Raw genomic sequence first — 21942 nt, forward strand, 5'->3', positions numbered from 1 at the left:
TTCGCCGCACCAAGACATAAGCAAGAGGCCCCCATGTTCCAGACATTCGAAGTGACCGCCCGCCCGGAACAGGGACCGCCCAGGCTGGCGGCCTTGCGCGGCGAGATGGCTCAGGAAGGGCTGGACGGATTTCTGATTCCCCGCGCGGATGCGCATCAAGGGGAGTACGTTGCGCCGCGCGATGAGCGTCTGGCCTGGTTGACCGGGTTCACCGGATCGGCCGGGTTCTGTGCCGCGCTGACAGACGTGGCGGGTGTATTCATCGACGGGCGCTATCGCACGCAGGTCAAGGCGCAGGTTGCGGATGTGTATACTCCGGTTCCCTGGCCCGATATCGGGTTGGCCGCCTGGCTGAAAGAACAGCTGCCACAGGGCGGCAAGGTCGGGTTTGACCCCTGGCTGCATGCTGTGGGTCAGATCACGAGCACGCAGAAGGATCTTCAAGGCAGCGGTATCGAACTGGTCCCCTGTCCGAACCTGGTGGACCGGATCTGGGCGGACCAGCCTGCGCCACCGATGAACCCGGTTAGCGCGCACCCGATTGAATTCGCGGGTGAATCCGCCGAAAGCAAGATCAGCCGCCTGGCCGAAGCGCTGCAAAAGGCGGGACATGCGGCTGCGGTGATCACGCTGCCGGACTCGATCATGTGGCTGCTGAACATCCGGGGATCGGATATCGGGTACAACCCGGTGGCGCACGGGTTTGCGATTCTGCATGCCGATGGCGGAGTGGACCTTTTCATGGCCGCCAAAAAGCTGTCCGATGTTGCCGATCATTTGGGGCCGCGGGTGCGCCAGCACGAACCGGATGTGTTTTTGCAGGCCATAAGCGGGCTGGCTGGTTCGGTGCAGGTCGATCCGGCGACACTGCCGCAGATTGTTGCGGACGCTCTGGGCGACAGGATGGCCGAGGGGGGCGACCCCTGCGCCCTGCCCAAAGCGTGCAAGAACGTTGCGGAAATCGCGGGCAGCGCCGAGGCCCATCTGCGCGATGCGGTTGCGGTGATCGAAACGCTGTGCTGGTTGGACGCGCAGCCCCCAGGCAGCCTGACCGAAACGCAGGTCGTCACCCGGCTGGAGGAAAACCGACGGCAGGACACGGCACTGCGGGATATCTCGTTCGACACCATTGCGGGCACCGGGCCAAACGGCGCGGTCATGCATTACCGGGTGACGACCGAGACAGACAGCCTGTTGAAGGATGGCCATATTCTGGTTCTGGACAGCGGAGGGCAATATCTGGACGGCACCACGGACATCACCCGAACCGTTGCGATCGGCACCGCCGGTGACGAGGAAAGCGCCTGCTTCACGCGCGTGTTGAAAGGCATGATTGCCATGTCCATGCTACGCTGGCCCGTCGGGCTGTCCGGGCGCGACATCGAATGTGTGGCGCGCGCGCCGCTGTGGTCCGCGGGGCAGGATTTTAACCACGGCGTGGGCCACGGCGTCGGTGCCTATCTGAGCGTGCACGAAGGCCCGCAGCGTCTGTCGAAGGTCAGCCATGTTGCGCTGGAACCCGGTATGATCCTGTCAAATGAGCCGGGGTACTACCGGGAAGGTGCCTTTGGTATCCGGATCGAGAATCTGGTGGTTGTGGACAAAGCCCCCTCGCTGCCCGGTGGTGATACCGAACGGGCGATGCTGAACTGGCGCACGCTGACCTTTGTGCCCATTGACCGGCGGTTGATCGTCGCCGACATGCTGTCCCCGCAGGAACGGGCATGGCTGAACGGGTATCACCGCGAAGTTGCGGAAAAAATCAGGCCAAGGCTGGGCCATGACGCGCAACTGTGGTTGGATGCCGCAACCGCGCCGGTGTGACATCCGGCTGTTACATAGACTGGGCAGAGGAAAGGCCCTGACGCGACAAAAGAAGGAGCAGACATGACCGACCACATAACAATCCGCAAGGCGCCCGGAAAATGGAGCGTCCGGTCAGGTGGCGCGATTCTGGGCGAAACCACGGGTGCGCTGGAGTTGCTTGAGGGGAATCTGGATCCGGTGATCTATTTCCCACGCTCCGATGTCGCGATGGCCTTTCTGGACCAGACGGATAAAGTCACCCACTGCCCGCACAAAGGCGACGCCACGCATTTCTCGATCGTCAACAAATCCTCGACAACCCAAAACGCCGCGTGGAGCTATGAAGACCCGATCCCGGCGGTGGCCGAAATCAAGGGCTATCTGGCGTTCTATCCGCTGGACTCGGTGAAAGTCGAACAGTTGTAGAATCATCCGGTGTTGAGAAGTCAGTCGAAGCCGGCAGTTGCACCAAGTGATGGCAGGCCGGATCACCCCTCGGCGGGTTGCACGGCCCGCTGATAGAGATGCCATGTTGTGTGGCCAAGGATCGGCAGGGTGAAGATCAGGCCCAGAAACGCCGGGACAAGCGACAACAGCATAGTGACCGAGATAATCGCCGCCCAGCCAAGCATGACCACGGGGTTTTCCGTGACGACGCGAATGGACGTGATCATGGCAGAGACGAAATTGGTTTCCCGGTCAAGCAGCATGGGCATGGCGATGACGGTCACCGAGAACAAGGCAGCCGACAGAAATGCGCCGACGCATGTGCCAACGGCCAGGAAAGTCCAGCCCTGCGGTGTGAAGAACACGGTGTTCAGAAACCCGTCGAAATCCGAGAAAGATGCATTCTGTAGGATGATCGCCAGCCAAAGCCGGACCTGATAAATCCACACCCAGAAAATGAACAGGGTGACAAAGGCCATCCAGCCCATTTCGCGCTTGCGCTGGTTGGCCATGACGGTGAGGATTTCAGACCAGCCGAAACTCTCGTCGTTCTGCATCCGGCGGGACATCTCATACAGCCCGGCGGCAGCAAATGGCGCTACCAGGGGGAAGCCGACGACCGCTGGAATAATCATCCAGATCTTGCCAAGCCAGACCAGGCTCCAGACAAACAGGATGCCGAACACCGCATAGAACAGGCCAAAAAAGCCACTCATGAAGGGGCGGGCCAGAAAATCGGAAAAGCCGGCCTTCAGGGACGCCGTGATATCATCCGCAGTGACCTTGTTGATCCTGGGCATGGCCTGCGGCGGCGGCGTCAGATTGTCCGGTGGCGTGGAACCCGCAGTCTTGGATGTCATGACACTCCTCCCAAAGCAGCTGCACCGTTCTGGTCCGCTTTCAAACAGACCCAACGGAGAAACAGACATCCCTCCTTTGCGGTTAAGTTTGCATCAGGTGCGGCACAAGGGCAAGAAGCGAGTATTTTGGCCAAGTGTTCGCAGGGAATGCGGAAAATCAGCAATTTCGCGTCAAGGGTCGCCGGTTCCCAAGGCCTGGGTTATTCGGGAGGGCTATGCGACCGCCCGGAATCCTGCCTTTGTGTTGCCGTTGGGATAGTCGATGTCGGGTGCTGGCAAGCCCAGCCCCCTGCACAAAGGCCCCCAGCCGGAGCCAAGCGGCAGGTCGATAAGCCGTTCCGCAGGCACTTCGTTTCGGACCCTGGCGATCGTGTCCTCGTAAACAGACAGAACATGCGCCTTGTCCTGGATGTTTCCTCCGAAAACCCCTTCGGTTATCACGCTGGTTCCCAGACCGCCGACATCCGTGCCCGTTAGCAGCGCTGTCTGAATCGTATTGGTGAAACTGTTCCACCAGTCTTCGGCGGGCCGGTGGGTCAGCACCACTTTGGCATCCGGGTAGAAGGCCATCGTTTCGCGCCAGTAGGCGGCTGATGGCCAGTCCACGGCGCTGTTGTATCCTTCAAACAGCGAAGGCCAGTCCGGTGTTGCCCCATTTGCGAAAGCGATCCAACGTTCCCGCTGCGTTTCACTGTCCATGACCTCGTACATGTGGTGTGTCGGTCCGAGCCCAAGGGCTTCAAGCGCCCGCTTGAGGCTTTCCGTTCCTGTCCGTCCAAATCCGGCTCCGATCACTTTCAAAGTCATGTTCATCCTCCGGTCTGTTGCAATGCATCCCGTGACGGGTCTGCTTGCCTAAGGATGTCCGGATGTGTCAGATTGAACAATCAGATCAATCCGTTTCATTGCATTGAAGTTTTCAATCACACTCAGACAGGGTTCCGATGTCCACAGCGCCAGAAATACTCTCGCTCGATTTCGCGGCGCTTCGTACGCTGAAGCTGGTGTACACGCACCGCTCATTCGCAAAGGCCGCGGCCGAGCTGGGCATGAACCCGTCTTCGGTCAGTTACACGATCGAACGTGTCAGAAAGGCAGCGCAGGATCCCCTGTTCGTCAAACAAGGCGGGGGGATAGCACCTACACACCATTGTCACCGACTCATGGACCGGGTGGAGCACATGTTGGAAGAAGCCGAGCAGTTTCGCGACGATGAGGCATTCGATCCGAAGCAGTCCGAGGGAGAGATCCGGATCAATATCACCAGTTACGAAACGTTGCTTGTTTTGCCGCAAGTCGTTCGACGGTTCCGGCGCGAAGCACCGGCGATCCGGCTGATCCTGAACTATAACTACGGCCTTGCCAGCGACTTGTTGCTGAGTGGCAGCGCCGATATCTACCTCGGGCCGCAGAAAGTGTCGGACAGCGGGATTTACGGCGAAGAATACCTGAACCGCGAGCAGCATGTCTGCATGATGGATCCGTCACACCCGCTGGCAAAGAAAGAGGTCCTGGGGCTGGACGACATCAAGGAGATGAATTTCGTCCATTTCGAACCGCGCCCCGGCTGGCAGCAGGCGCCGGTTCGTTATGCCGCCGAACAGGGCATCAGCCTGCGGCGTTCGATCGTCAGCAGTGATGCGATATCCTTTGGCGAAATCATCGTGGGCACCGACCTGCTGGCTGCGTTGCCGTCACGGATGGCCAACCGGTTCAGGGACAGGCTTGCTCTGCGGCCTTTCGATTTTGACACGGGCATGGCAGAGCATATGTACTGGACCGCTGCAACCGACCGGTCGAAACTGGCGCGCTGGGTCCGGTCCGTGATCAAGGAAGAAGCCAGGAAAGCGCCAACCGGCTAAGCGGCTCCCGTTTCAGAAGACGCAGTGCAACGCGCCGGCTTCGGCCTCGCTACGAATGCTCCTCGGCCGCTGTCGCCGCCAGCGCGCGGTTATACGCCTTGAGCGCATCTATGTGATAGAGCGCCCCGACCGGGGTTTCGACACCGTTGTCTTCGATCAGAACCACCGGAATGCAGGGGATGTCACCGCGGTCGAAATAGGGCATCGCAGCCTCGAGCGTGGCGCTGGCCTGAATGCAGAAGCCCTGTTCAATCAACTCCTGCGCCTCATCCCTGGTGATCGAGCGCGGATCTCCGAGCGGTCGCATCACGGCGCCAGCGCGCAACATGGCCAGCAGGTAGGCCTGCGGCCCGGCGGCCAGATGCACGTTGCGGCGCTCCAGTTGAGTCAGGAAGAAGGACCGGTCCACCAGGCGCGAAGCCAGCGCGGTGGACATCGAAACCGAGACCATCACCGCAAGGCCGATCTGCCAGTCTCCGGTCAGTTCGAACACGATCAGCGTGGTCGAGATGGGTGCCCCCAGAACTGCGGCGGCCACGGCACCCATTCCGGCAAAAGCATAGAGCGTGTGGGTCCCCGATACGTCCGGCAGCAGGCCGGTGGCGATCAGGCCAAAGGCCAGCCCAGTCAGCGCGCCGATCATCAGCGACGGTGAGAACACACCGCCACCCATGCGGCCGCCCATGGTAATGGCGACCGCAACGGTCTTAAGAACGGCAAACAGGATTGCGGTGGTCAGTAGCAGGTCGCCGGTCAGGGCGCGGATCGTGGTCTCGTACCCGACACCGATGATATGCGGGAACCAGATCGCCATCAGCCCCAGCATCGCCCCCGATACCGCCGGCCGCAGCCAGCGCGGCAGAGACAGGCGGGTCTGGATGTGGTTGCCGATATCCTCGGCAAAGAAGATCGAGCGCATCAGCAGCAGAGAGACGAACCCACAGATCAGCCCGAGGATCAGGAACGCGGGCAACTCCACATAGAATTGCAGCGATCCGGGGGTCTCCAGGACAAACTCGGTGACGTCACCATAGGCCAGACGGTTGATAACCGTCCCCGCGACCGAGGCAATAACGATAGGGGCGAAGGCATGGACCGCGAAATGGCGCAGAACCACTTCGAGCGCGAAAAGCGCACCCGCAATGGGCGCGTTGAAGCTGGCCGAGACGGCGGCGGCCACGGCACAGCCCAGCAGGTCGCGACCGGTGATACCGTCCGCGTGGATGCGGTTGCTGACCCATGTTGAAATGACGCCCGCCATGTGAACCACCGGCCCTTCACGGCCCGTCGAGCCGCCCGAGCTGAGCGTGATGAGCGAGGCGAGGAAAGACGCGATACCGGCCTTGATCTCGACCCTCCCATCAGTGACAGCAGAACCTTCCATTACGTCCGCCACGGACCGGACACGCCCGTCATCGGTGAAAATGTGCAGGATGATACCGACAACAAGGCCACCGATGATCGGCGTGATCAGGATCAGGACCCAGGGCAGCTTTTCCACATGGCTGTGCAGCAGAAGGATATCTTCGGTGTTGTAGATATACGCCTGAAGTGCGGCGATGGCCTTGCGGAATCCCAGCGCCATGAAACCCGCCGCGATACCGATGGCCAGGGCGATGAACCAGAACTGAATCTGGCTGGGTCCCCGGCGGAGCATCACCCGCCATGCATCCTTGATCGCGGCCAGTGCCTGATTGAGCTGATTGCGCAGAACGGTGCGGGTCGACTGGGTCATTTGCCCTCGGAGGTCATCGTTCCCTCATTAGTAAGCCACGGGGCGTCCTTATAAAAGTGGGATAGCGTCGGATTGAGAACCGGAAAGCGGCAGATATGTCTCAGGCCTGCAGCAAAGCGCGTGCGGCGGCGCGGGCTTCGTCCGTTATAGTGTCGCCTGCGACCATGCGGGCAATCTCATCCACCCGATCCGGGTCGGCCAGCGGGATGACGGTGGACAGGGTTTGCCCGTCCGCAACCTGTTTCTGCACACGCCAGTGATGCGCGGCCCGCGCGGCCACCTGCGGCGAATGCGTCACGACCAGCACCTGCCCCCCCTGCGCCAGCGCGGCCAGACGGCGGCCAACGGCATCGGCAGTGGCACCGCCGACACCCCGGTCGATTTCGTCGAAGATCATCGTGCGGGCGCTGTCATCACCGCTGAGGCAAACCTTGAGCGCGAGCAGGAAGCGGCTGAGTTCACCGCCGGATGCGATCTTGTTCAGCGGTCCCGAGGGCGCGCCGGGATTGGTGGCGACGGTGAAGGCCACCCCATCGGTGCCTTCAGGGCCGGGATCGGCTGATGTGATTTCAGTCCGAAACACCGCGCGTTCCATTTTCAGCGGTGCTAGTTCAGCCATCACGGCCGCGTCGAGTTGGCCCGCCGCATTCTGACGCGTGCTGCTGAGTTGGGCTGCGGCGGTATCGTAGGCGACCTGCGCGGCCTCGACAGCGGCACGCCTGTCGGCGAGATCGGCATCTCCGGCGTCCAGCCGGTTCAGGCGCTCACGCAGGGTGTCGGCGAAAGCACCCAGATCGTCCGGCGCGACGTCGTGTTTGCGGGCCAGCGCGCGGATGGCGAACAGGCGTTCTTCGGTCTGTTCCAGTTCTGTCGGATCGAAATCCAGCGCCTGAAGGCAGGCGTTGACGCCATCCTGCGCTTCGCCCAGTTCAATCATGGCGCGGCCGAGGGCGGCGATGGGCTCTTCAAGCTGGCCGCCGGCATGGTCCGACACACCTTCAAGCCAGCGCACCGCGTCGGCCAAAGCGCCTTCGGCGCCCTCGCCCCCCAACAGGGCAAAGGCACGGGCCACGTCGTCGCGGATCCGTTCGGCCCCCTGCATCATGCGGCGGCGGGCGTCGAGTTCGGCATCTTCACCCGGCTGAGGATCAAGCTGATCCAGTTCCGACACGGCGTGGCGCAGAAACTCTTCTTCAGCGCGCATTGCTGCCAGCGTGCCTTCGGTCTCGGTCAGCGCCTTGCGGGCGCGGGACATCTGTGACCAGGCCGCTCGGACGGCGCTAAGCTGGTTCCCTGCCCCGGCATAGTCGTCCAGCAGAACACGATGCCCGCGCGGGTTCAGCAGGCCGCGGTCATCGTGCTGGCCGTGCAGTTCGATCAATGTCTCGGACAGCGCACGCAGCACCTCGCCCGAGCAGCGGCGGTCATTGACCCAGGCGGTTTTGCGGCCCTCGGCCGTGTTGACGCGGCGCAGGATCAGTTCTTCGCCGCCGGGCAGCCCGGCCTCGGCCAGAACGGCATGGGCGGGATGATCGGCGGGCAGTTCAAACTCGGCCAGCACTTCACCCTGCGTAGCCCCCTGCCGCACCAGTTCGGCGCGACCGCGCCAGCCCAGAACAAAGCCCAGCGAATCCAGCAGGATCGACTTGCCCGCACCGGTTTCACCGGTCAGCGCATTGAGACCCGGCTGGAAGGTCAGTTCCAGCCGGTCGATGATCAGCATGTCGCGAATATCAAGGGCGCGTAGCATCGGGTCCTACTGTCCCAACCCTATGGTCATGGCGATTACAACCACTGCCCTTTGATCGATTGACGGTAAACCTGGCTGAGCCAGTTGTTGCCACGGCTCTTGAGTTTGAGGCCGCGCGAAGTCAGCAGGGTATAAGCACTGTCGTACCATTCCGAGGACTGGTAGTTGTAGCCCAGGATCGCACCGGCCGACTGCGCCTCATCCACCAGGCCCAACGACAGGTACGCCTCGACCAGACGATACAGCGCTTCGGCGGTATGCGAGGTGGTCTGAAAATCCTCGACCACAACGCGGAAGCGGTTGATGGCGGCTGCAAAATGATCCTGACGCAGGTAATAGCGTCCGATCTCCATCTCTTTTCCGGCCAGATGGTCGAAGGCGAGATCGAATTTCAGCACCGCAGAGGTGGCGTATTCACTGTCCGGATAGACCTCGATCACCGTGCGCAGCGCCTGCAGCGCCTGAAAGGTCAGGCCCTGATCGCGGCCCACTTCGTCGATCTGGTCATAGTAGCTTAACGCCAGCAGATACTGGGCATAGGCGGCATCTTCGTCCGTGGGATAGAAATCGATATACCGCTGAGCTGCCGCCCGGCTTTCTTCATAGTTCTCGTCGGTATGGAACGCGAAGGCCTGCATGATCAGCGACCGTTTGGCCCAGTCAGAATAGGGATAGAGCCGCTCGACTTCCGAGAAATACCACGCCGCATCGTCAGAACGGTTCTGCGACAGTTCGTATTCACCGCGCGTGTAAATCTGTTCGGGCGTGAAGCCTTCCAGGTTCTGGTCGCGGTCCGCGCCCCTTCTTCCGAAAAGTCCGCCATTGCCGCACGCTGCTAAAGTTGCTGCCAGAAGAATCGCCCCTGCGAACCTGACTGCCGCTTTGCTGCCCACCATTCCGCTCATCCTTGTCGTCTTGCTTAACGGGTTCTGACCCGGATTGTGCCATGGTCTAGCACAGAAAATTCCGGTGCAAAACGTCTTTAACGCTCTCTGTCGGAAATGTCGCCAGTGTTGATCCGCGCATCTCGCGGACCGCCCAGATCAGGCGACTTCGGGGATTTCCGCCCAGATCAGGCCCTGACCGGGCAGTCTGGCCGCCTGTTCGGGGGTGCACAGCACGGGGCGCACGGCGCCGGGCGTCTCGAACAGCTTGCGCAGCAGCGTGTTGGTCATCGAATGACCGGACTTGTCGCCAGTGAAGTGGCCCAGAATCGGACCGCCCGCCAGATACAGGTCGCCCAGGGCATCAAGCATCTTGTGGCGTACGGCCTCATCCGCGCGGCGGAACCCGCCTGGTGTCAGAACGTCGGTGCCCTGAACAACAACTGCGTTGTCCAGCGTACCACCCAGCGCCAGGCCGTTTTCGCGCATGGCTTCGACATCGGTGCGGCGGCAGAACGTGCGGCAATCGCTGAGTTCGCGTGCGAACGAGCCGTTGCGCATATCCAGCGTCTTGGTCTGGTTGCCAATCGCGTCATCTTCGAAATCGATGTGGAAGTCGATGATCAGCCCATTTGCCGGAGCGATCGAGGCGCTTGCGCCCTCGCGAGAGACGGTGACCGGTTTGAGCACTTCGTAAGCCAGAACAGGGCTGGCCTGACGGCGCACGCCCTTGGCCATGATGCCACGCACGAATTCGATGGACGAGCCGTCCATGATCGGAACTTCGGGACCATCAATCTCGACCAGCGCGTTGTGCACGCCGCAACCGGCAAGGGCCGCCATGATGTGTTCAACGGTTGAAACGGAAACGCCGGCCTCATTCACCAGACGGGTGCAGAGCGGGGTCCGGTCCACCATGTCGTAGATGGCCGGGATCAGCGCATTGCCCAATTCGATATCCGTCCGCTTGAACCAGATGCCGTGACCGGCGGCTGCCGGCTTCAGGACCATCGTCGCAGGCTTGCCGCTGTGCAGCCCGGTGCCTGTAAACGTGACCGATGATTTGAGCGTGTGTTGCAAAACTGACCTCAGTGAGTGATGTCCAGCCTGCTCGGGCTGTGTTAGACACTCAGTTAAGGAAGCCGGCGATAAGGCTCAACTCACTCTTTGCAACCGATTGAAACATGGATGTTACAGATCGGCAAAACCCTGCTTACATTACAATAAGCACTTTATTTTAAACGAAAAAGGGCCGCCAAACGGCGACCCTTTGTCATCATTTTGTTACCGCGATCAGTTGGCCTGACGGCGCAGGAAGGCCGGAATTTCGATACGTTCCTGATCCGGATCTGCCTCTTCATGGGCAGGTGCTGTGGCGTCAGCCTGGCGCATGACCGGCTGTTGGCGGGCCGGTTGAGCGGGTGTATCGGCTGCATGACCGGTCATGCGGTCGATCAGCCTGTTGAAGCCGAAACGGGGCCGGTCATGAGCTTCCGCCCGCTGTGCGGGGGCTGCTTCTTCGACGTCCGCGCGGCTTGCCGCCATGCGCTGTTTTGCCGATGGCACGTTCTGAACAGCTGCCTGCAGTCTCTGCAGGGCCTCGGGGGACGGAGTGCCGGCAGCAGCGGCGCGCGGTGCGACAAAGCTTTCCGGCGCAGGTTCCGCAACCTCGGGCTGCGGTTCAAATTCGGCCACGCGCGGCTGATAGGCGGGCGGCGGCAGGTCATCATCATCCTGTTCCGCCTGCGGCTGGAACTGAGGCTGGGACTGCACCGGCTCGTCAGCCGCTTCGAACAGCGAAGGTTCGGGGTTTACCTCAGCAGGTGCCTGCTGTTCTGCGGCAACGGTCTGCGCTTCTTCCTGCGCCTGCTCTTCCGCGGAAACGGTGCGGGTCAGCGGTGCCGACATCGAACGACGCGCAACCGGAATTTCGGCCTGTTTGTCGGTTGCATCGATCCCGGTGGCCACGACGGACACGCGCATGCCACCTTCCATCGCGGTGTCGAGGGTCGAACCGACGATGATGTTGGCTTCGGGGTCCACTTCCTCGCGGATGCGGTTGGCGGCTTCGTCCAGTTCGAACAGGGTCAGGTCGTGCGAACCAGTGATGTTGATCAGCACGCCCTTGGCACCCTTGAGGCTGATTTCGTCCAGCAGCGGGTTGGCAATCGCCTTCTCGGCCGCCTGTACCGCGCGATCTTCGCCGGTTGCCTCGCCGGTCCCCATCATCGCTTTGCCCATCTCGTCCATGACGGCGCGAACATCGGCAAAGTCGAGGTTGATCAGGCCCGGACGGACCATCAGGTCGGTCACGCCTTTGACGCCCTGATACAGAACGTCGTCAGCCATCGAGAACGCCTCGGTAAAGGTCGTCTTTTCATTGGCCAGACGGAACAGGTTCTGGTTCGGGATGATGATCAGCGTATCGACAACCTTCTGCAGCGCCTCAACACCGTCTTCAGCCTGACGCATCCGCTTGGCACCTTCGAACTGGAAGGGTTTGGTTACGACGCCTACGGTCAGCACACCCAGCTCCCGCGCGGCCTGCGCGATGATCGGAGCCGCGCCTGTCCCGGTACCACCGCCCATGCCAGCGGTGATGAAACACATATGCGCGCCAGCCAGATGATCGACGATCTGTTCGATGCTTTCTTCGGCGGCAGCTGCGCCAACAGTCGGACGCGCCCCAGCGCCCAGGCCTTCGGTGACTTTCACACCCAGCTGTACCCGTGCCGAGGACTGGCTTTGCTGCAGCGCCTGCGCGTCTGTGTTGGCGACCACGAAATCGACGCCGTCCAGCTGTTTTTCAATCATGTTATTGACGGCATTGCCGCCTGCACCGCCCACGCCAAATACTGTGATCCGAGGCTTCAGTTCGTCGTGCCCGGGCATCGAAAGATTCAATGTCATGCTCTGTCCGCCTGTTCTTATAACCCGCCAAAGCGGTGTTTTTCTTACCTATCCGCCTTTAATTCTACCGGTCATATCCACAAACGTCACGTCAAAAATCGCAGGAATCCACAAAATATGGAGGAAATAAGGCAACCAGAGGCGGTATTTCGCGCGATCTGCCAGATGTTGCGGAGCGGACGCATGGCACCACAACGCATACGCAATTCGTGCCGCCAGCCAGAAGATGCGTCACAATCGGGTCCATTCTTGTTTTGCGGGTACCTGCTCGGGTCCTGCCGCCGGGCCTCTGTCGGGCCTTGTGGATATCTTGAGGGATATTCTCGGGCACCGCAAGCCGATTTTTCAACTGACTGGGACACTTGGACAGTTGAGGCTATCCTCGCTTATTCGGCGGACCTCCTGAATTTCACCGCCGATGAAGGTGGCCAAGCGCACCAGCAGCCGGTCGTGGTGCAGAAACGGCCACCAACAGACTGGCACCCCGTCCGTGTCGTTGTCATAGAGGAAGCAGATCTGCCCGTTTGGCGTGGTGATCTGACCATAGACGCAGCCCAGGCCATTCTCGCGCCAGACCGAGGTGTTGCGACTTAAAAACTGCTCTGTTCCGACCAGCTGACCGCTGCGGATCTCGTAGAACGTGACCGTCTTGCCGATGACCGCATCCAGAAACGCGTCGGGAGAGATGGCGGTCTGAGCGACCCCGCCGGCGGGCAACAGCAACGGGGCGATCAGCCACCGAAGCAGCCTTCTACCAGTTGTCACGGAACCAGCGCACGGCGCGTTTGAAGGGGCGCGCCGCGTAGGTGTCGACCGGGATCTCGAAATCCCACCATTCGTCCTGCGGATGGGCGGCGAACAGGCTGAGGCCCACAGCAGACGAAAAGCTCGGCCCTGTGGCCGATTGCGGCAGGCCGTGAACGCGCAAGGGGCGACCAAGGCGGACGCGCTGACCCAGGATACGGGTGGCGAGGCCGTCCAGCCCCATGATCTGGCTGCCGCCGCCGGTCAGGACGATCTGCTGGCTGGGCATGTGTTCGAACCCGGCTGCATCCAGCCGCACACGGACTTCTTCGAGAATTTCCTCGACCCTTGGGCGCATGATTCCGATCAGTTCGGCACGGCTGACGGTGCGACGGTCATGTTCCCAGTCGCCAGTATCGCCACCGATATCGATCAGATCGCGATCATCGGCTCCTGTGGCATGCACGCCGCCATTGAACGTCTTGATCCGCTCGGCCACTGCCGCTGGAACGCCGAGGCCCATGGAAATGTCCGAGGTCACGTGATCACCACCCATGCGCACGCAATCGGCATAGATCATGTGTTTCTTCATGAAGATCGACACGCTGGTCGTGCCGCCGCCCATGTCGATACAGGCCGCGCCCAGTTCCTGCTCGTCCTCGACCAGCGCCGAGATGCCCGAGACATAGGCTGAATTCGCTATCCCCGCCAATTCCAGGTCGCAACGTTTGATGCACCGCACGATGTTCTGGATCGCCACCGCATCAACGGTCAGCATGTGCATATCGACCGCAAGGCTCTGCCCCATTTGTCCCCGCGGGTCTATCAGGCCGGACCGGTTGTCCAGCGCGAAGTTCACCGGCTGGGCATGCAGAACCTCGCGCCCGGCCCCGTAATCGGGCACGTCGCAGGCGTTCAGCACACGTCCGACCTCGGCTTCGGTCACGAGCTGACCTTCCAGATCGACCTGAGCGTCCAGACCGTAGGAGCGCGGGTTCGCGCCCGAGAAACTGGCGATGACGTGATCAACGCGAATGTCCGCCATCTTCTGTGCCGCCTGCAAGGCAGTGCGGATGGCGCGTTCGGTTTCCTGCATGGCAGTGACTTCGCCGAACTGCACTCCGCGCGAGCGGGTCGTCGCGGCGCCGATGACACGGAACCCGGTCTGCCCGGCCAATGAGCCGATGCTGTTGTCATCGCTCAGCCGGCCAGTGCCGTCAAATCGCAGCACCAGACAGGCGATCTTGGAACTGCCCACGTCCAGAATGGCGATGACGCCCCTTTGCATGGCTTGCCTGCGCATCTGCCGCATGGCCCGCTGGGACTGATAAAGATCGGTCATCATTGTCGCTACTGCCCGCTACTCGTTGTCACTTTTGTGTTCCACCAGTCTTCGCTGGCGGCTTTGGTCATTCGGATGGTCGGACGCTGACCGAGGCGCATGTCGACCACGGCCACGTCGCGTTCCAGAAGGTCCTGTACCTCGTTCACCGCCAATACCCGCTCGAGCGCGCGAACCGGGCGGTCGGTTGGCAGCATGATTCGCTGGCCACGATCCAGGACCAGGTCCCAGCGGCGTTCACCGATGCGTACCAGTCCGCGCACGCGGTCACCGAGGCTGCGCGCCGTGGTCAGTATCCGCAGCGCTTCGCCGACATGCTGATCCGCCCCCTGACCCGCGATCAGCGGCAGATCCGCATGATCCTTGCGCGAGGCGACCTGATCCACATGGGCACCAGTTTCGTCCAACAACTCGATCCCGTCGCGCGTGCGCCAGACGATGACCGGCTGACGCTCGACCACATCGACCTGAAGAATGCCGCCGGGGCGAATGCGGACGGTGGCCGATTTCACCGGGTCCAGTCCGGTTATGGTGTCGCGCATCTGTTCGACATCCAGATCCCAGGAACTGATCGGGAAGTCCAACGGCACGACTTCGCGGATGTCGTCGGACAGGCCCGGCCCCGCACCATCGATGGCCATCAGGTTGACCATGAATTCGGGGCGCTCCTGAACCGAGGTCTTGATGTCGGCGATATAGGCGCTGAGCGCTTCGCGCCGGTCTTCGGACGCGAAATAGAGCCCGACCGCCGCCGCAACAACGCAAACCGGCAGGCCCAGACGAACGCTCAGCCGGATGCCCGGTGTCAGCATCCAGCGTTGGAACCGGTAGCTGAGTCGCGACGGCGCGGGATCGGAGCGGCGGGCGTTGCGACCAAAAAAACGGGCGCCGCGCAGTTGCAGTTTCGGCTTGGCCTGAGGGCTCGGCTCGGCAGTGGCGAAATCGGCATCCGGTCCGGCCAGAGGCTTGCTGCGATGGATCACGGGTGCGCGGGTGGCGGTCAACGGTCGCATGAGGCGTCCTCCACCATCCAGGCGCAAAACTGGCCGAAACTCATGCCCAGATGGGCGCCCTGTTCCGGCGCGAGCGAGGTCGGCGTCATGCCGGGCTGGGTATTGGTTTCCAGCAGGAACAGACCATCCGCGCCCCGTGCATCGTCCCAGCGGAAGTCGGTGCGGCTGACGCCCTTGCACCCCAGCACCTTATGAGCGCGGACGGCATAGTCCATGCACATGTCGAAAATGTCAGCCGGAATCTTGGCAGGCAGTTCGTGCGACGAGCCACCGGGCTTGTACTTGGCGTCGTAGTCGTACCAGCCTTCGGTCATGATCTCGGTTACGGTCAGGGCACGGTCGCCCATCACGGTCACGGTCAGTTCGCGCCCCGCCACATATTGCTCGACCATTACCTGATCCGGCATGTCGTCGGACAGTTTCGGGGGACCGTTGGTGCCTTCGTGCACCAGATAGATACCCACGCTGGAGCCTTCGTTGTTGGGTTTGACCACATAAGGCGCAGGCATGACGTGGTCGGCTTCGACCTCAACCTTCGGGGCAATGATGCTTTCGGCGATGGGCAGGCCTTCGACGCGGAACGCTTCCTTGCTGCGCTGCTTGTCCATGGCCAGGGCCGAAGCCAGAACGCCGGAATGTGTATACGGGATACGCATCCATTCGAGCATCCCCTGCACACAGCCATCCTCGCCCCAGCGGCCATGCAGGGCGTTGAAAACCACATCCGGCTTGATATCCAGAAGACGCGCGTAAAGGTCGGGACCAGCGTCCAGTTCGACCACCTCAAAGCCTTCTTCCCTAAGGGCGGCTGCGCATTCGCGCCCGCTGCTGAGCGAGACCTCGCGTTCCTTCGAGGGGCCGCCCATCAATACCGCCACTTTGGGGTTTGTCCTGCTCGACTTACCCACTTCGTGCGCCTCAATGTCCCCGGACCTTATGTGGTGGTCCGTATCTTGTTTATGCCTTTGATCCGCCGCCTGAATTTGCCTGCTATGGTCTGACGGATGGGGCTTTATTCTGTCAGCGGATCACCGACCCGCATGATTTCCCACTCTAGCGTGATGCCGCTTGTTTCGTAAACCTTTTTTCGCACCTCCTCGCCCAATCCTTCGAGGTCGGCGGCGGTGGCGGTGCCGGTGTTAATCAGGAAGTTCGAGTGCTTTGGACTCATCTGCGCCCCGCCACGTGTCGCGCCGCGCATGCCCGCATCATCGATCACTTTCCACGCCTTCAGGTCGTGGACGTCATCGGCCCGGCCTGTGGAGGAGAAACCGGCAGGGTTGCGGAAAGTGGAACCGGCGCTGCGATCCTTGGTGGGCTGTGTCTCGTCGCGCTTTTGCAACTGCGCCGCCATGCGCGCATGAAGGTCCTCGGGATCGCCCGGGGGGCCTTCGAACGTGGCCGAGACCAGAACCGCGCCTTCGGGCAGATCTGTCTGGCGGTAGCGGAAGTTCAGTTGGTCGGGCGACAGGTCCACAACACTGCCCTGCCGAGTCACGATGGTGGCCTTGCGCAGTACATCCGCCGTGTAGTTGCCGTAACAGCCTGCGTTCATTCGCACCGCACCACCGATGGAGCCGGGGATGGTTCGCAGGAAGGTCAGGTCGACCCCCGCGTCCGCCGCCTTGCGCGCCACATGCGCGTCCAGTGCCGCCGCGCCTGAGGTAACAGTGTTTCCCTTGACCGAGATGCCGTTGAAGCCGCGCCCCAGCCGGATCACCATGGCCCGCAAGCCGCCGTCGCGGACAATCAGGTTCGAACCGACGCCCATCGGGAACACCGGAACATCCGCCGGAAGGTCGCGCAGGAACGATTGCAGATCGTCAAGGTCGGCTGGCTGGAACAAATAATCTGCCGGACCTCCGACACGAAGCCATGTGAGGTCGGCCAGCGGACGGGCCTCGGACAGGCGGCCTCGGGTCGCGGGGAGGGTTGTCATTCGGCTGCACGCGCAGCCAGGCTGCGCCCGCCGACCCCGCCCATGATCACGGCGAATAGAAACGGAAGCACGCCGGCGGTCAGCCACACGAGCGGACCGAATGCCTGCTCTTCTTCGCCCGTTCCAACGCTGGCCAGCATCACGATCAGCACCAGCCCGGCGGCAGACGCCAGCCCAATCAGCCACAACAGACCGCGCAGTCCAATCCAGCGGCCTGCGGTGAACCCTGCGGCGGCACCAAGAACAAGGGAAATGAGCGGCAGATAGGCAAATGTGGTGATCGTCGCCATGGCGGACCTCGTGAAGTTGGCCGGTTATTCGTCAGCCGCCTTCATGCCCTGCATTTTCGCCTTTGTCCAACGGGTCAGGTAAATCACCGGCCAGCGCAGCACCGACATGCCAGCGGCCAGTACGATCAAACCGACCCATGGGCCATTCTGATAGGTCACAAATCCCAGAATCGGGATACCCAACGCAATCAGGACATAGGCGCGGGTCCAGTGATTGTCCTTGCTGGGGATCATCGCCAGCACATTCGCGGCAACCCCCCAGAGAGCGGCGAGAGCAATGGACCAGTTCATTCCATGACCTCCCCGCGCGCCCATTTGCGCCAGTAATAGCGGATCGGGTTGCGGAACATCGAGACAAAACCGCCCAAAGCCAGCAGCGACCAAAGCCAGCCATGTACGTAGCCCAGCCAAACGATCAGCACCGGCGCACAGATCAGCAAAATGATACCCGGAGGGAATTGCAGCCGCATCGGCAACAACGCCACGATGGTGGCGCAGATCACCCAGAGCGCTGAGAAGATCATCGAATAATCCATTCGCCCCTCCAAGGACGCGCGGAAGCCGCCCGCAGCATATCACACTTTTGGGTTGTGCGCCAAATGAGCGCGAGGGTCAAACAGCTTGTTTTCGCTGCAATCTTTCGGGCAATCCATTGGCCCAGGCGCTGATTGTACCGGCACCGAGGCAGACGACCATGTCGCCTGGACGGGCCTGTTCCCGGACAAGGCGCTCCAGATCGTCCTCGCTCAGGATTGCACGGGAATGGCGGTGGCCATGGCGGATCAGGCCTTGCACCAGAGCATCGCGCGAGGCGCCTTCGATCGGATCTTCCCCTGCCGCGAACACCTCGGCGATGGCGACCACGTCGGCGTCGTTGAAGCAGGTGCAGAAGTCATCAAACAGGTTCGACAGGCGGGAATAACGGTGCGGTTGGTGCACGGCGATGACACGGCCGTCGGTGGCCTGACGGGCCGCCTTTAGCACGGCAGCGATTTCAACCGGGTGGTGGCCGTAGTCGTCGATGATGGTGACACCGTCGACTTCCCCGACCTTGGTGAAGCGACGATTGACGCCGCCGAAATTCGCCAGCGCCTCGCGGATTTCCGACGCCTTCATGCCCAGATGACGGGCGACGGCCACTGCAGACAAGGCGTTCGAGACGTTGTGGTCGCCCGGCATCGGCAGGGTGCAACCTTCGATCACCTTGTCTTCGTATTGCAGGTGGATGTCGAAATGCGCCACACCGCCCTTGTAGGTCAGGTTCACTGCCCGCACATCCGCCTGCGCATTGAAACCGTAAGTGCGGACGCGGCGATCGGTGATGCGGCCCACCAGCGCCTGCACTTCGGCATGGTCCGTGCAGCAAACGGCCAGACCGTAGAACGGCAGATTCGTGACGAATTCATAGAACCCGTCGCGCAGGGTGTCGAAATCGCCCCAATGCTCCATATGCTCGGGGTCGATATTGGTGACGATAGCGATAGTTGCAGGCAGTCGGTTGAACGAGCCATCGGATTCGTCGGCCTCGACCACCATCCATTCGCCCTGCCCCATGCGCGCGTTGGAGCCATAGGCGTGGATGATGCCGCCATTGATGACGGTCGGGTCGAAATCGCCCGCCACCATAAGCTCGGCCATCATGGTGGTCGTGGTGGTCTTGCCGTGGGTTCCGGCGATGGCGATGTTGGATTTCAGGCGCATAAGCTCGGCCAGCATGTCGGCGCGGCGGACAACCGGCAGGCCTTGCGCACGGGCTTCGTCCAGTTCGGGATTGCCCGGCTTGATCGCGGTCGAGACAACGACAACAGCGGCGTTCTTCAGGTTCTCGGCGCGCTGCCCCACGAATATCTCGGCCCCCAGACTGGCCAGACGATCCGTGATTTTGGAAGCTTTCAGGTCGGAGCCCTGCACCCGGTAGCCAAGGTTCAGCAACACCTCGGCGATGCCTGACATCCCGATCCCTCCGATCCCGACGAAATGGATCGGGCCTACGTCCTGCGGCAGTTTGGTTGCTGGGGTCATGCGGTCTCCTTCTGCGCCAGATGTTCGACAAGGGCTGTCAGTCGCTCGGTTGCGTCCGGCGCCCCCGCGGACAAGGCGGCACGGGCCATTTTCTGTGCGGCTTCGGGGTTGGTCAGAACCGTGGTGATTTGCTGTGTCAGCGAGGCAACGTCAAGTGCATTTTCGGGGATCATGATCGCCCCACCCGCCTGAACCAGTCCGCGCGCATTGGCGGTCTGGTGGTCGCCTGCGGCGGCGGCAAACGGGATCAGGATCGAGGGGCGGCCGATCACCGAGATATCGGCGACGCTGGATGCGCCCGAACGGCTGATGACCAGTTGGGCATCTGACATGCGGCGGGGCACATCGTCGAAAAAGGGCCGAACATCGGCGCGAATGCCGTGGTCGCCGTAGAACGCAGTGACCCGTTCGCCATCTTCGTCGCGCGCCTGATGAGAGACGCGGATATGGTTGCGGATATCTTCGGGCAGTGCGGCGATGGCTCCGGGCACCATATCGCTGAGGATGCGTGCGCCCTGCGAGCCCCCCATAACAAGGATCGACATCGGGTAATCACCCGGCGGGATATACCCTGCGGCGGCCCGATCCAGAACAGCAGCGCGAACCGGGTTGCCGGTATGGATGCCATGTGCACCTTCGGGCAGATCTGTCGGCCAGACGCCGCAGGCCACTTGTGCAACACGGGTGGCGAACAATTGGTTCACACGGCCCAGTACCCCGTTCTGTTCATGGATCATGCGGGGGATTTTGAGCATCGTCGCCGCACCCAACGCCGGAATCGAAGGATAGCCGCCAAAGCCCACGACCACATCCGAGCGGTCGCGCATCATCTGAAACGCCATCCCCGTCACACCGGCGGCGATCCGGGGCCCGACCATCGCCTTGGCCGCCAAGCCACCACGTGCGAAAGTGGCCGAAGATGCCTCGACAATCTCGGTCGCGTCAGGGAAGGCGCCAGTATACCGGGCGCCACGTGCATCGGTGGACAGGCGCACGCGCCATCCTTTTTGCAGCATCGCCTCTGCCAGCGCCTGCGCCGGGAACATGTGGCCCCCGGTGCCGCCCGCCGCAATCAGAAGGTAGGGTTTGCTCATCAACCTCGTCCGCGCAGAATATCACCCAGTTCGCCCTGTGGGCGGGTGCGGGTAAACGCCAAAAGCATGCCGACCGCAATGCCGCCTGCAATCAGCGATGAACCGCCGTAGCTGACGAACGGCAGCGTCATGCCCTTGGCGGGCAACAAGCGGACGGCAACGCCCATGTTGATCATCGCCTGAACACCGAACATGCAGGCCAGACCGGTTCCGGCCAGACGGATGAACATGTCTCGCTCGCGCATCAGGCGCAGCAGCGACCGCACGACGATCAGTGAGTATAGCGCGATGATGATCAGAACCAGGATCAGGCCATACTCCTCGGCCGCCACGGCGATGATGAAATCCGTATGCGCGTCGGGCAGCGACCATTTCACCTGCCCTTCACCGACGCCGACACCGAACAGCCCACCCTCGCGGATGGCGTTGGTGGCATAGCCCAGCTGGGTGGTCGGATCGACCTCCTGGTTGAGGAAACCGTCGATACGGCGGGCGAAGTGTTCCGAGTTCGAATAGGCGAACATGCCGCCCAGAACCACAAATGCAGCCATGCCGACCAGCAACAGCATCGGTGCGCCTGCCACAAAGTACATAACACCCCAACCAAACAGGATCAGGCACGCCTGCCCGAAATCGGGTTGCATCACCAGCATTCCGACAATGGCCGTGCACAGCGCGAAAGACCACAACCGCCCCGGCGGGCCGTTGATTTCCTGTGATGCGGCAAGAAGCCATGCAGCCACGACAACAAACCCGGGTTTCAGAAACTCGGACGGCTGCAGCGAGGCAAACCCCAGCGAATACCAGCGCACCGCGCCTTTGCCGAAATCGGTGCCGAAGACGGGCAGAAAGGCCAGAGCCACAAATGAAGCCAGAAAACCCAGCACCGCCAGACGTCGCACCAATGTCGGCGACATCATCGAGGTCAGCAGCATTGCGATCAACGCCAATCCGCCGAAAAACGCCTGACGTTCGACATAGTGGAACGGATCGAACCCGTTGCGCCCCGCAAGTGGCGGTGATGAGGCAAGCCCCAGCAAAAGCCCGATGACAAACAGGATCAGAACGCAGGACATCGTCCAGCGATCAATCGTGCGCCACCACTTTGGTAGAATCGGTTCGCCGCGCTGGTCCTGGACCGCGCCATACACCATCTCAGTCATGAGATACCGCCACTTTCTGCCTCGTTCACGTCCCGTTTTCGGGATCTGATTGAGAGTCTAACGCGATTTTTGCGTTTGGGC

General features: G+C 61.7%; 21 protein-coding genes. 3 read left to right on the forward strand and 18 right to left on the reverse strand.

Features of this window, described 5'->3' with window-relative positions; all coding sequences use genetic code 11:
- Positions 1-33: 33 nt before the first annotated feature.
- Together ACR0J2_RS07875 and ACR0J2_RS07880 are read left to right on the forward strand one after the other, a co-directional pair.
- Positions 34-1824 carry an aminopeptidase P family protein gene (locus ACR0J2_RS07875; protein ID WP_480812216.1) on the forward strand — a complete coding sequence of 597 codons (1791 nt, stop codon included), beginning with the start codon at positions 34-36 and terminating at the stop codon, positions 1822-1824.
- Between the two features lie 63 nt (positions 1825-1887).
- Positions 1888-2232 carry a DUF427 domain-containing protein gene (locus ACR0J2_RS07880; RefSeq protein WP_170806592.1) on the forward strand — a complete coding sequence of 115 codons (345 nt, stop codon included), beginning with the start codon at positions 1888-1890 and terminating at the stop codon, positions 2230-2232.
- A gap of 62 nt (positions 2233-2294) precedes the next feature.
- Here the strand turns inward: ACR0J2_RS07880 and ACR0J2_RS07885 are convergent, their stop codons facing one another.
- Positions 2295-3113: a DUF2189 domain-containing protein gene (locus ACR0J2_RS07885; RefSeq protein WP_480812217.1), complete on the reverse strand. Its 819-nt coding sequence runs from the start codon at positions 3111-3113 to the stop codon at positions 2295-2297.
- 213 nt (positions 3114-3326) lie between these two features.
- Positions 3327-3920: a sulfotransferase family protein gene (locus ACR0J2_RS07890; protein WP_480812218.1), complete on the reverse strand. Its 594-nt coding sequence runs from the start codon at positions 3918-3920 to the stop codon at positions 3327-3329.
- A gap of 137 nt (positions 3921-4057) precedes the next feature.
- Here ACR0J2_RS07890 and ACR0J2_RS07895 point away from each other — a divergent pair, with 137 nt between their 5' ends.
- Positions 4058-4975 carry a LysR family transcriptional regulator gene (locus ACR0J2_RS07895; RefSeq protein ID WP_480812219.1) on the forward strand — a complete coding sequence of 306 codons (918 nt, stop codon included), beginning with the start codon at positions 4058-4060 and terminating at the stop codon, positions 4973-4975.
- Between the two features lie 49 nt (positions 4976-5024).
- Here the strand turns inward: ACR0J2_RS07895 and ACR0J2_RS07900 are convergent, their stop codons facing one another.
- The 16 genes from ACR0J2_RS07900 to ftsW form a co-directional block, all read right to left on the reverse strand.
- Complete coding sequence (locus ACR0J2_RS07900) at positions 5025-6710, reverse strand: chloride channel protein (protein ID WP_170615256.1); 1686 nt, start codon at positions 6708-6710, stop codon at positions 5025-5027.
- Between the two features lie 100 nt (positions 6711-6810).
- Positions 6811-8460 (reverse strand): DNA repair protein RecN, encoded by a 1650-nt coding sequence (recN, locus tag ACR0J2_RS07905; protein ID WP_480812220.1) that lies wholly within the window; start codon positions 8458-8460, stop codon positions 6811-6813.
- 35 nt (positions 8461-8495) lie between these two features.
- Positions 8496-9356: an outer membrane protein assembly factor BamD gene (locus tag ACR0J2_RS07910; RefSeq protein WP_170615252.1), complete on the reverse strand. Its 861-nt coding sequence runs from the start codon at positions 9354-9356 to the stop codon at positions 8496-8498.
- 147 nt (positions 9357-9503) lie between these two features.
- Complete coding sequence (gene lpxC, locus ACR0J2_RS07915) at positions 9504-10424, reverse strand: UDP-3-O-acyl-N-acetylglucosamine deacetylase (protein ID WP_170806597.1); 921 nt, start codon at positions 10422-10424, stop codon at positions 9504-9506.
- Between the two features lie 213 nt (positions 10425-10637).
- The gene (gene ftsZ, locus ACR0J2_RS07920) at positions 10638-12254 is read right to left on the reverse strand and encodes a cell division protein FtsZ (RefSeq protein WP_170615248.1); all 1617 of its coding nucleotides are present in this window, start codon (positions 12252-12254) and stop codon (positions 10638-10640) included.
- A 345-nt stretch (positions 12255-12599) separates the two neighbouring features.
- The gene (locus ACR0J2_RS07925) at positions 12600-13019 is read right to left on the reverse strand and encodes a hypothetical protein (protein ID WP_480812221.1); all 420 of its coding nucleotides are present in this window, start codon (positions 13017-13019) and stop codon (positions 12600-12602) included.
- Positions 13006-14340 carry a cell division protein FtsA gene (gene ftsA, locus ACR0J2_RS07930; RefSeq protein ID WP_170615246.1) on the reverse strand — a complete coding sequence of 445 codons (1335 nt, stop codon included), beginning with the start codon at positions 14338-14340 and terminating at the stop codon, positions 13006-13008. The genes ACR0J2_RS07925 and ftsA overlap by 14 nt, the downstream gene beginning before the upstream one ends.
- An 8-nt stretch (positions 14341-14348) precedes the next feature.
- A complete protein-coding gene (locus ACR0J2_RS07935) occupies positions 14349-15353 on the reverse strand; it encodes a cell division protein FtsQ/DivIB (RefSeq protein WP_480441393.1) in 1005 nt (334 codons plus the stop codon).
- Positions 15341-16261, reverse strand: coding sequence for a D-alanine--D-alanine ligase (locus ACR0J2_RS07940; RefSeq protein WP_480812222.1), 921 nt, complete (start codon positions 16259-16261; stop codon positions 15341-15343). Before ACR0J2_RS07940 ends, ACR0J2_RS07935 begins: the two co-directional genes overlap by 13 nt.
- 104 nt (positions 16262-16365) lie before the next feature.
- Positions 16366-17292, reverse strand: coding sequence for a UDP-N-acetylmuramate dehydrogenase (murB, locus tag ACR0J2_RS07945; RefSeq protein WP_480812223.1), 927 nt, complete (start codon positions 17290-17292; stop codon positions 16366-16368).
- The gene (locus ACR0J2_RS07950; protein ID WP_480812224.1) at positions 17289-17582 is read right to left on the reverse strand and encodes a hypothetical protein; all 294 of its coding nucleotides are present in this window, start codon (positions 17580-17582) and stop codon (positions 17289-17291) included. Before ACR0J2_RS07950 ends, murB begins: the two co-directional genes overlap by 4 nt.
- A 24-nt stretch (positions 17583-17606) precedes the next feature.
- Entirely contained in the window at positions 17607-17873 is a 267-nt protein-coding gene (locus ACR0J2_RS07955; protein WP_170677935.1) for a DUF2484 family protein, read from the reverse strand.
- A complete protein-coding gene (locus ACR0J2_RS07960; protein WP_480812225.1) occupies positions 17870-18118 on the reverse strand; it encodes a DUF2484 family protein in 249 nt (82 codons plus the stop codon). The genes ACR0J2_RS07955 and ACR0J2_RS07960 overlap by 4 nt, the downstream gene beginning before the upstream one ends.
- A gap of 76 nt (positions 18119-18194) precedes the next feature.
- Positions 18195-19604, reverse strand: a complete 1410-nt coding sequence (murC, locus tag ACR0J2_RS07965) for a UDP-N-acetylmuramate--L-alanine ligase (RefSeq protein WP_170677940.1) — start codon at positions 19602-19604, stop codon at positions 18195-18197.
- Entirely contained in the window at positions 19601-20698 is a 1098-nt protein-coding gene (locus ACR0J2_RS07970) for a UDP-N-acetylglucosamine--N-acetylmuramyl-(pentapeptide) pyrophosphoryl-undecaprenol N-acetylglucosamine transferase (RefSeq protein WP_480812226.1), read from the reverse strand. The genes murC and ACR0J2_RS07970 overlap by 4 nt, the downstream gene beginning before the upstream one ends.
- The gene (gene ftsW, locus ACR0J2_RS07975) at positions 20698-21861 is read right to left on the reverse strand and encodes a putative lipid II flippase FtsW (RefSeq protein WP_170677944.1); all 1164 of its coding nucleotides are present in this window, start codon (positions 21859-21861) and stop codon (positions 20698-20700) included. The genes ACR0J2_RS07970 and ftsW overlap by 1 nt, the downstream gene beginning before the upstream one ends.
- Positions 21862-21942: the final 81 nt, after the last annotated feature.

Source organism: Ruegeria sp. CG4, assembly GCF_056537185.1.

Excerpts from the sequence above, each read along its gene's own strand:
- ACR0J2_RS07955 (WP_170677935.1), bottom strand. The coding sequence starts at position 17,873 with ATGAACTGGTCCATTGCTCTCGCCGCTCTCTGGGGGGTTGCCGCGAAT.
- ACR0J2_RS07970 (WP_480812226.1), bottom strand. The coding sequence starts at position 20,698 with ATGAGCAAACCCTACCTTCTGATTGCGGCGGGCGGCACCGGGGGCCAC.
- ACR0J2_RS07875 (WP_480812216.1), top strand. The coding sequence starts at position 34 with ATGTTCCAGACATTCGAAGTGACCGCCCGCCCGGAACAGGGACCGCCC.
- ACR0J2_RS07960 (WP_480812225.1), bottom strand. The coding sequence starts at position 18,118 with ATGGATTATTCGATGATCTTCTCAGCGCTCTGGGTGATCTGCGCCACC.
- ACR0J2_RS07900 (WP_170615256.1), bottom strand. The coding sequence starts at position 6,710 with ATGACCCAGTCGACCCGCACCGTTCTGCGCAATCAGCTCAATCAGGCA.
- ACR0J2_RS07880 (WP_170806592.1), top strand. The coding sequence starts at position 1,888 with ATGACCGACCACATAACAATCCGCAAGGCGCCCGGAAAATGGAGCGTC.
- ACR0J2_RS07885 (WP_480812217.1), bottom strand. The coding sequence starts at position 3,113 with ATGACATCCAAGACTGCGGGTTCCACGCCACCGGACAATCTGACGCCG.
- ACR0J2_RS07910 (WP_170615252.1), bottom strand. The coding sequence starts at position 9,356 with ATGGTGGGCAGCAAAGCGGCAGTCAGGTTCGCAGGGGCGATTCTTCTG.
- ftsA (WP_170615246.1), bottom strand. The coding sequence starts at position 14,340 with ATGACCGATCTTTATCAGTCCCAGCGGGCCATGCGGCAGATGCGCAGG.
- murB (WP_480812223.1), bottom strand. The coding sequence starts at position 17,292 with ATGACAACCCTCCCCGCGACCCGAGGCCGCCTGTCCGAGGCCCGTCCG.
- recN (WP_480812220.1), bottom strand. The coding sequence starts at position 8,460 with ATGCTACGCGCCCTTGATATTCGCGACATGCTGATCATCGACCGGCTG.
- ACR0J2_RS07895 (WP_480812219.1), top strand. The coding sequence starts at position 4,058 with ATGTCCACAGCGCCAGAAATACTCTCGCTCGATTTCGCGGCGCTTCGT.
- ACR0J2_RS07935 (WP_480441393.1), bottom strand. The coding sequence starts at position 15,353 with ATGCGACCGTTGACCGCCACCCGCGCACCCGTGATCCATCGCAGCAAG.
- ACR0J2_RS07890 (WP_480812218.1), bottom strand. The coding sequence starts at position 3,920 with ATGACTTTGAAAGTGATCGGAGCCGGATTTGGACGGACAGGAACGGAA.
- ftsZ (WP_170615248.1), bottom strand. The coding sequence starts at position 12,254 with ATGACATTGAATCTTTCGATGCCCGGGCACGACGAACTGAAGCCTCGG.
- ACR0J2_RS07950 (WP_480812224.1), bottom strand. The coding sequence starts at position 17,582 with ATGGCGACGATCACCACATTTGCCTATCTGCCGCTCATTTCCCTTGTT.
- ftsW (WP_170677944.1), bottom strand. The coding sequence starts at position 21,861 with ATGACTGAGATGGTGTATGGCGCGGTCCAGGACCAGCGCGGCGAACCG.
- murC (WP_170677940.1), bottom strand. The coding sequence starts at position 19,604 with ATGACCCCAGCAACCAAACTGCCGCAGGACGTAGGCCCGATCCATTTC.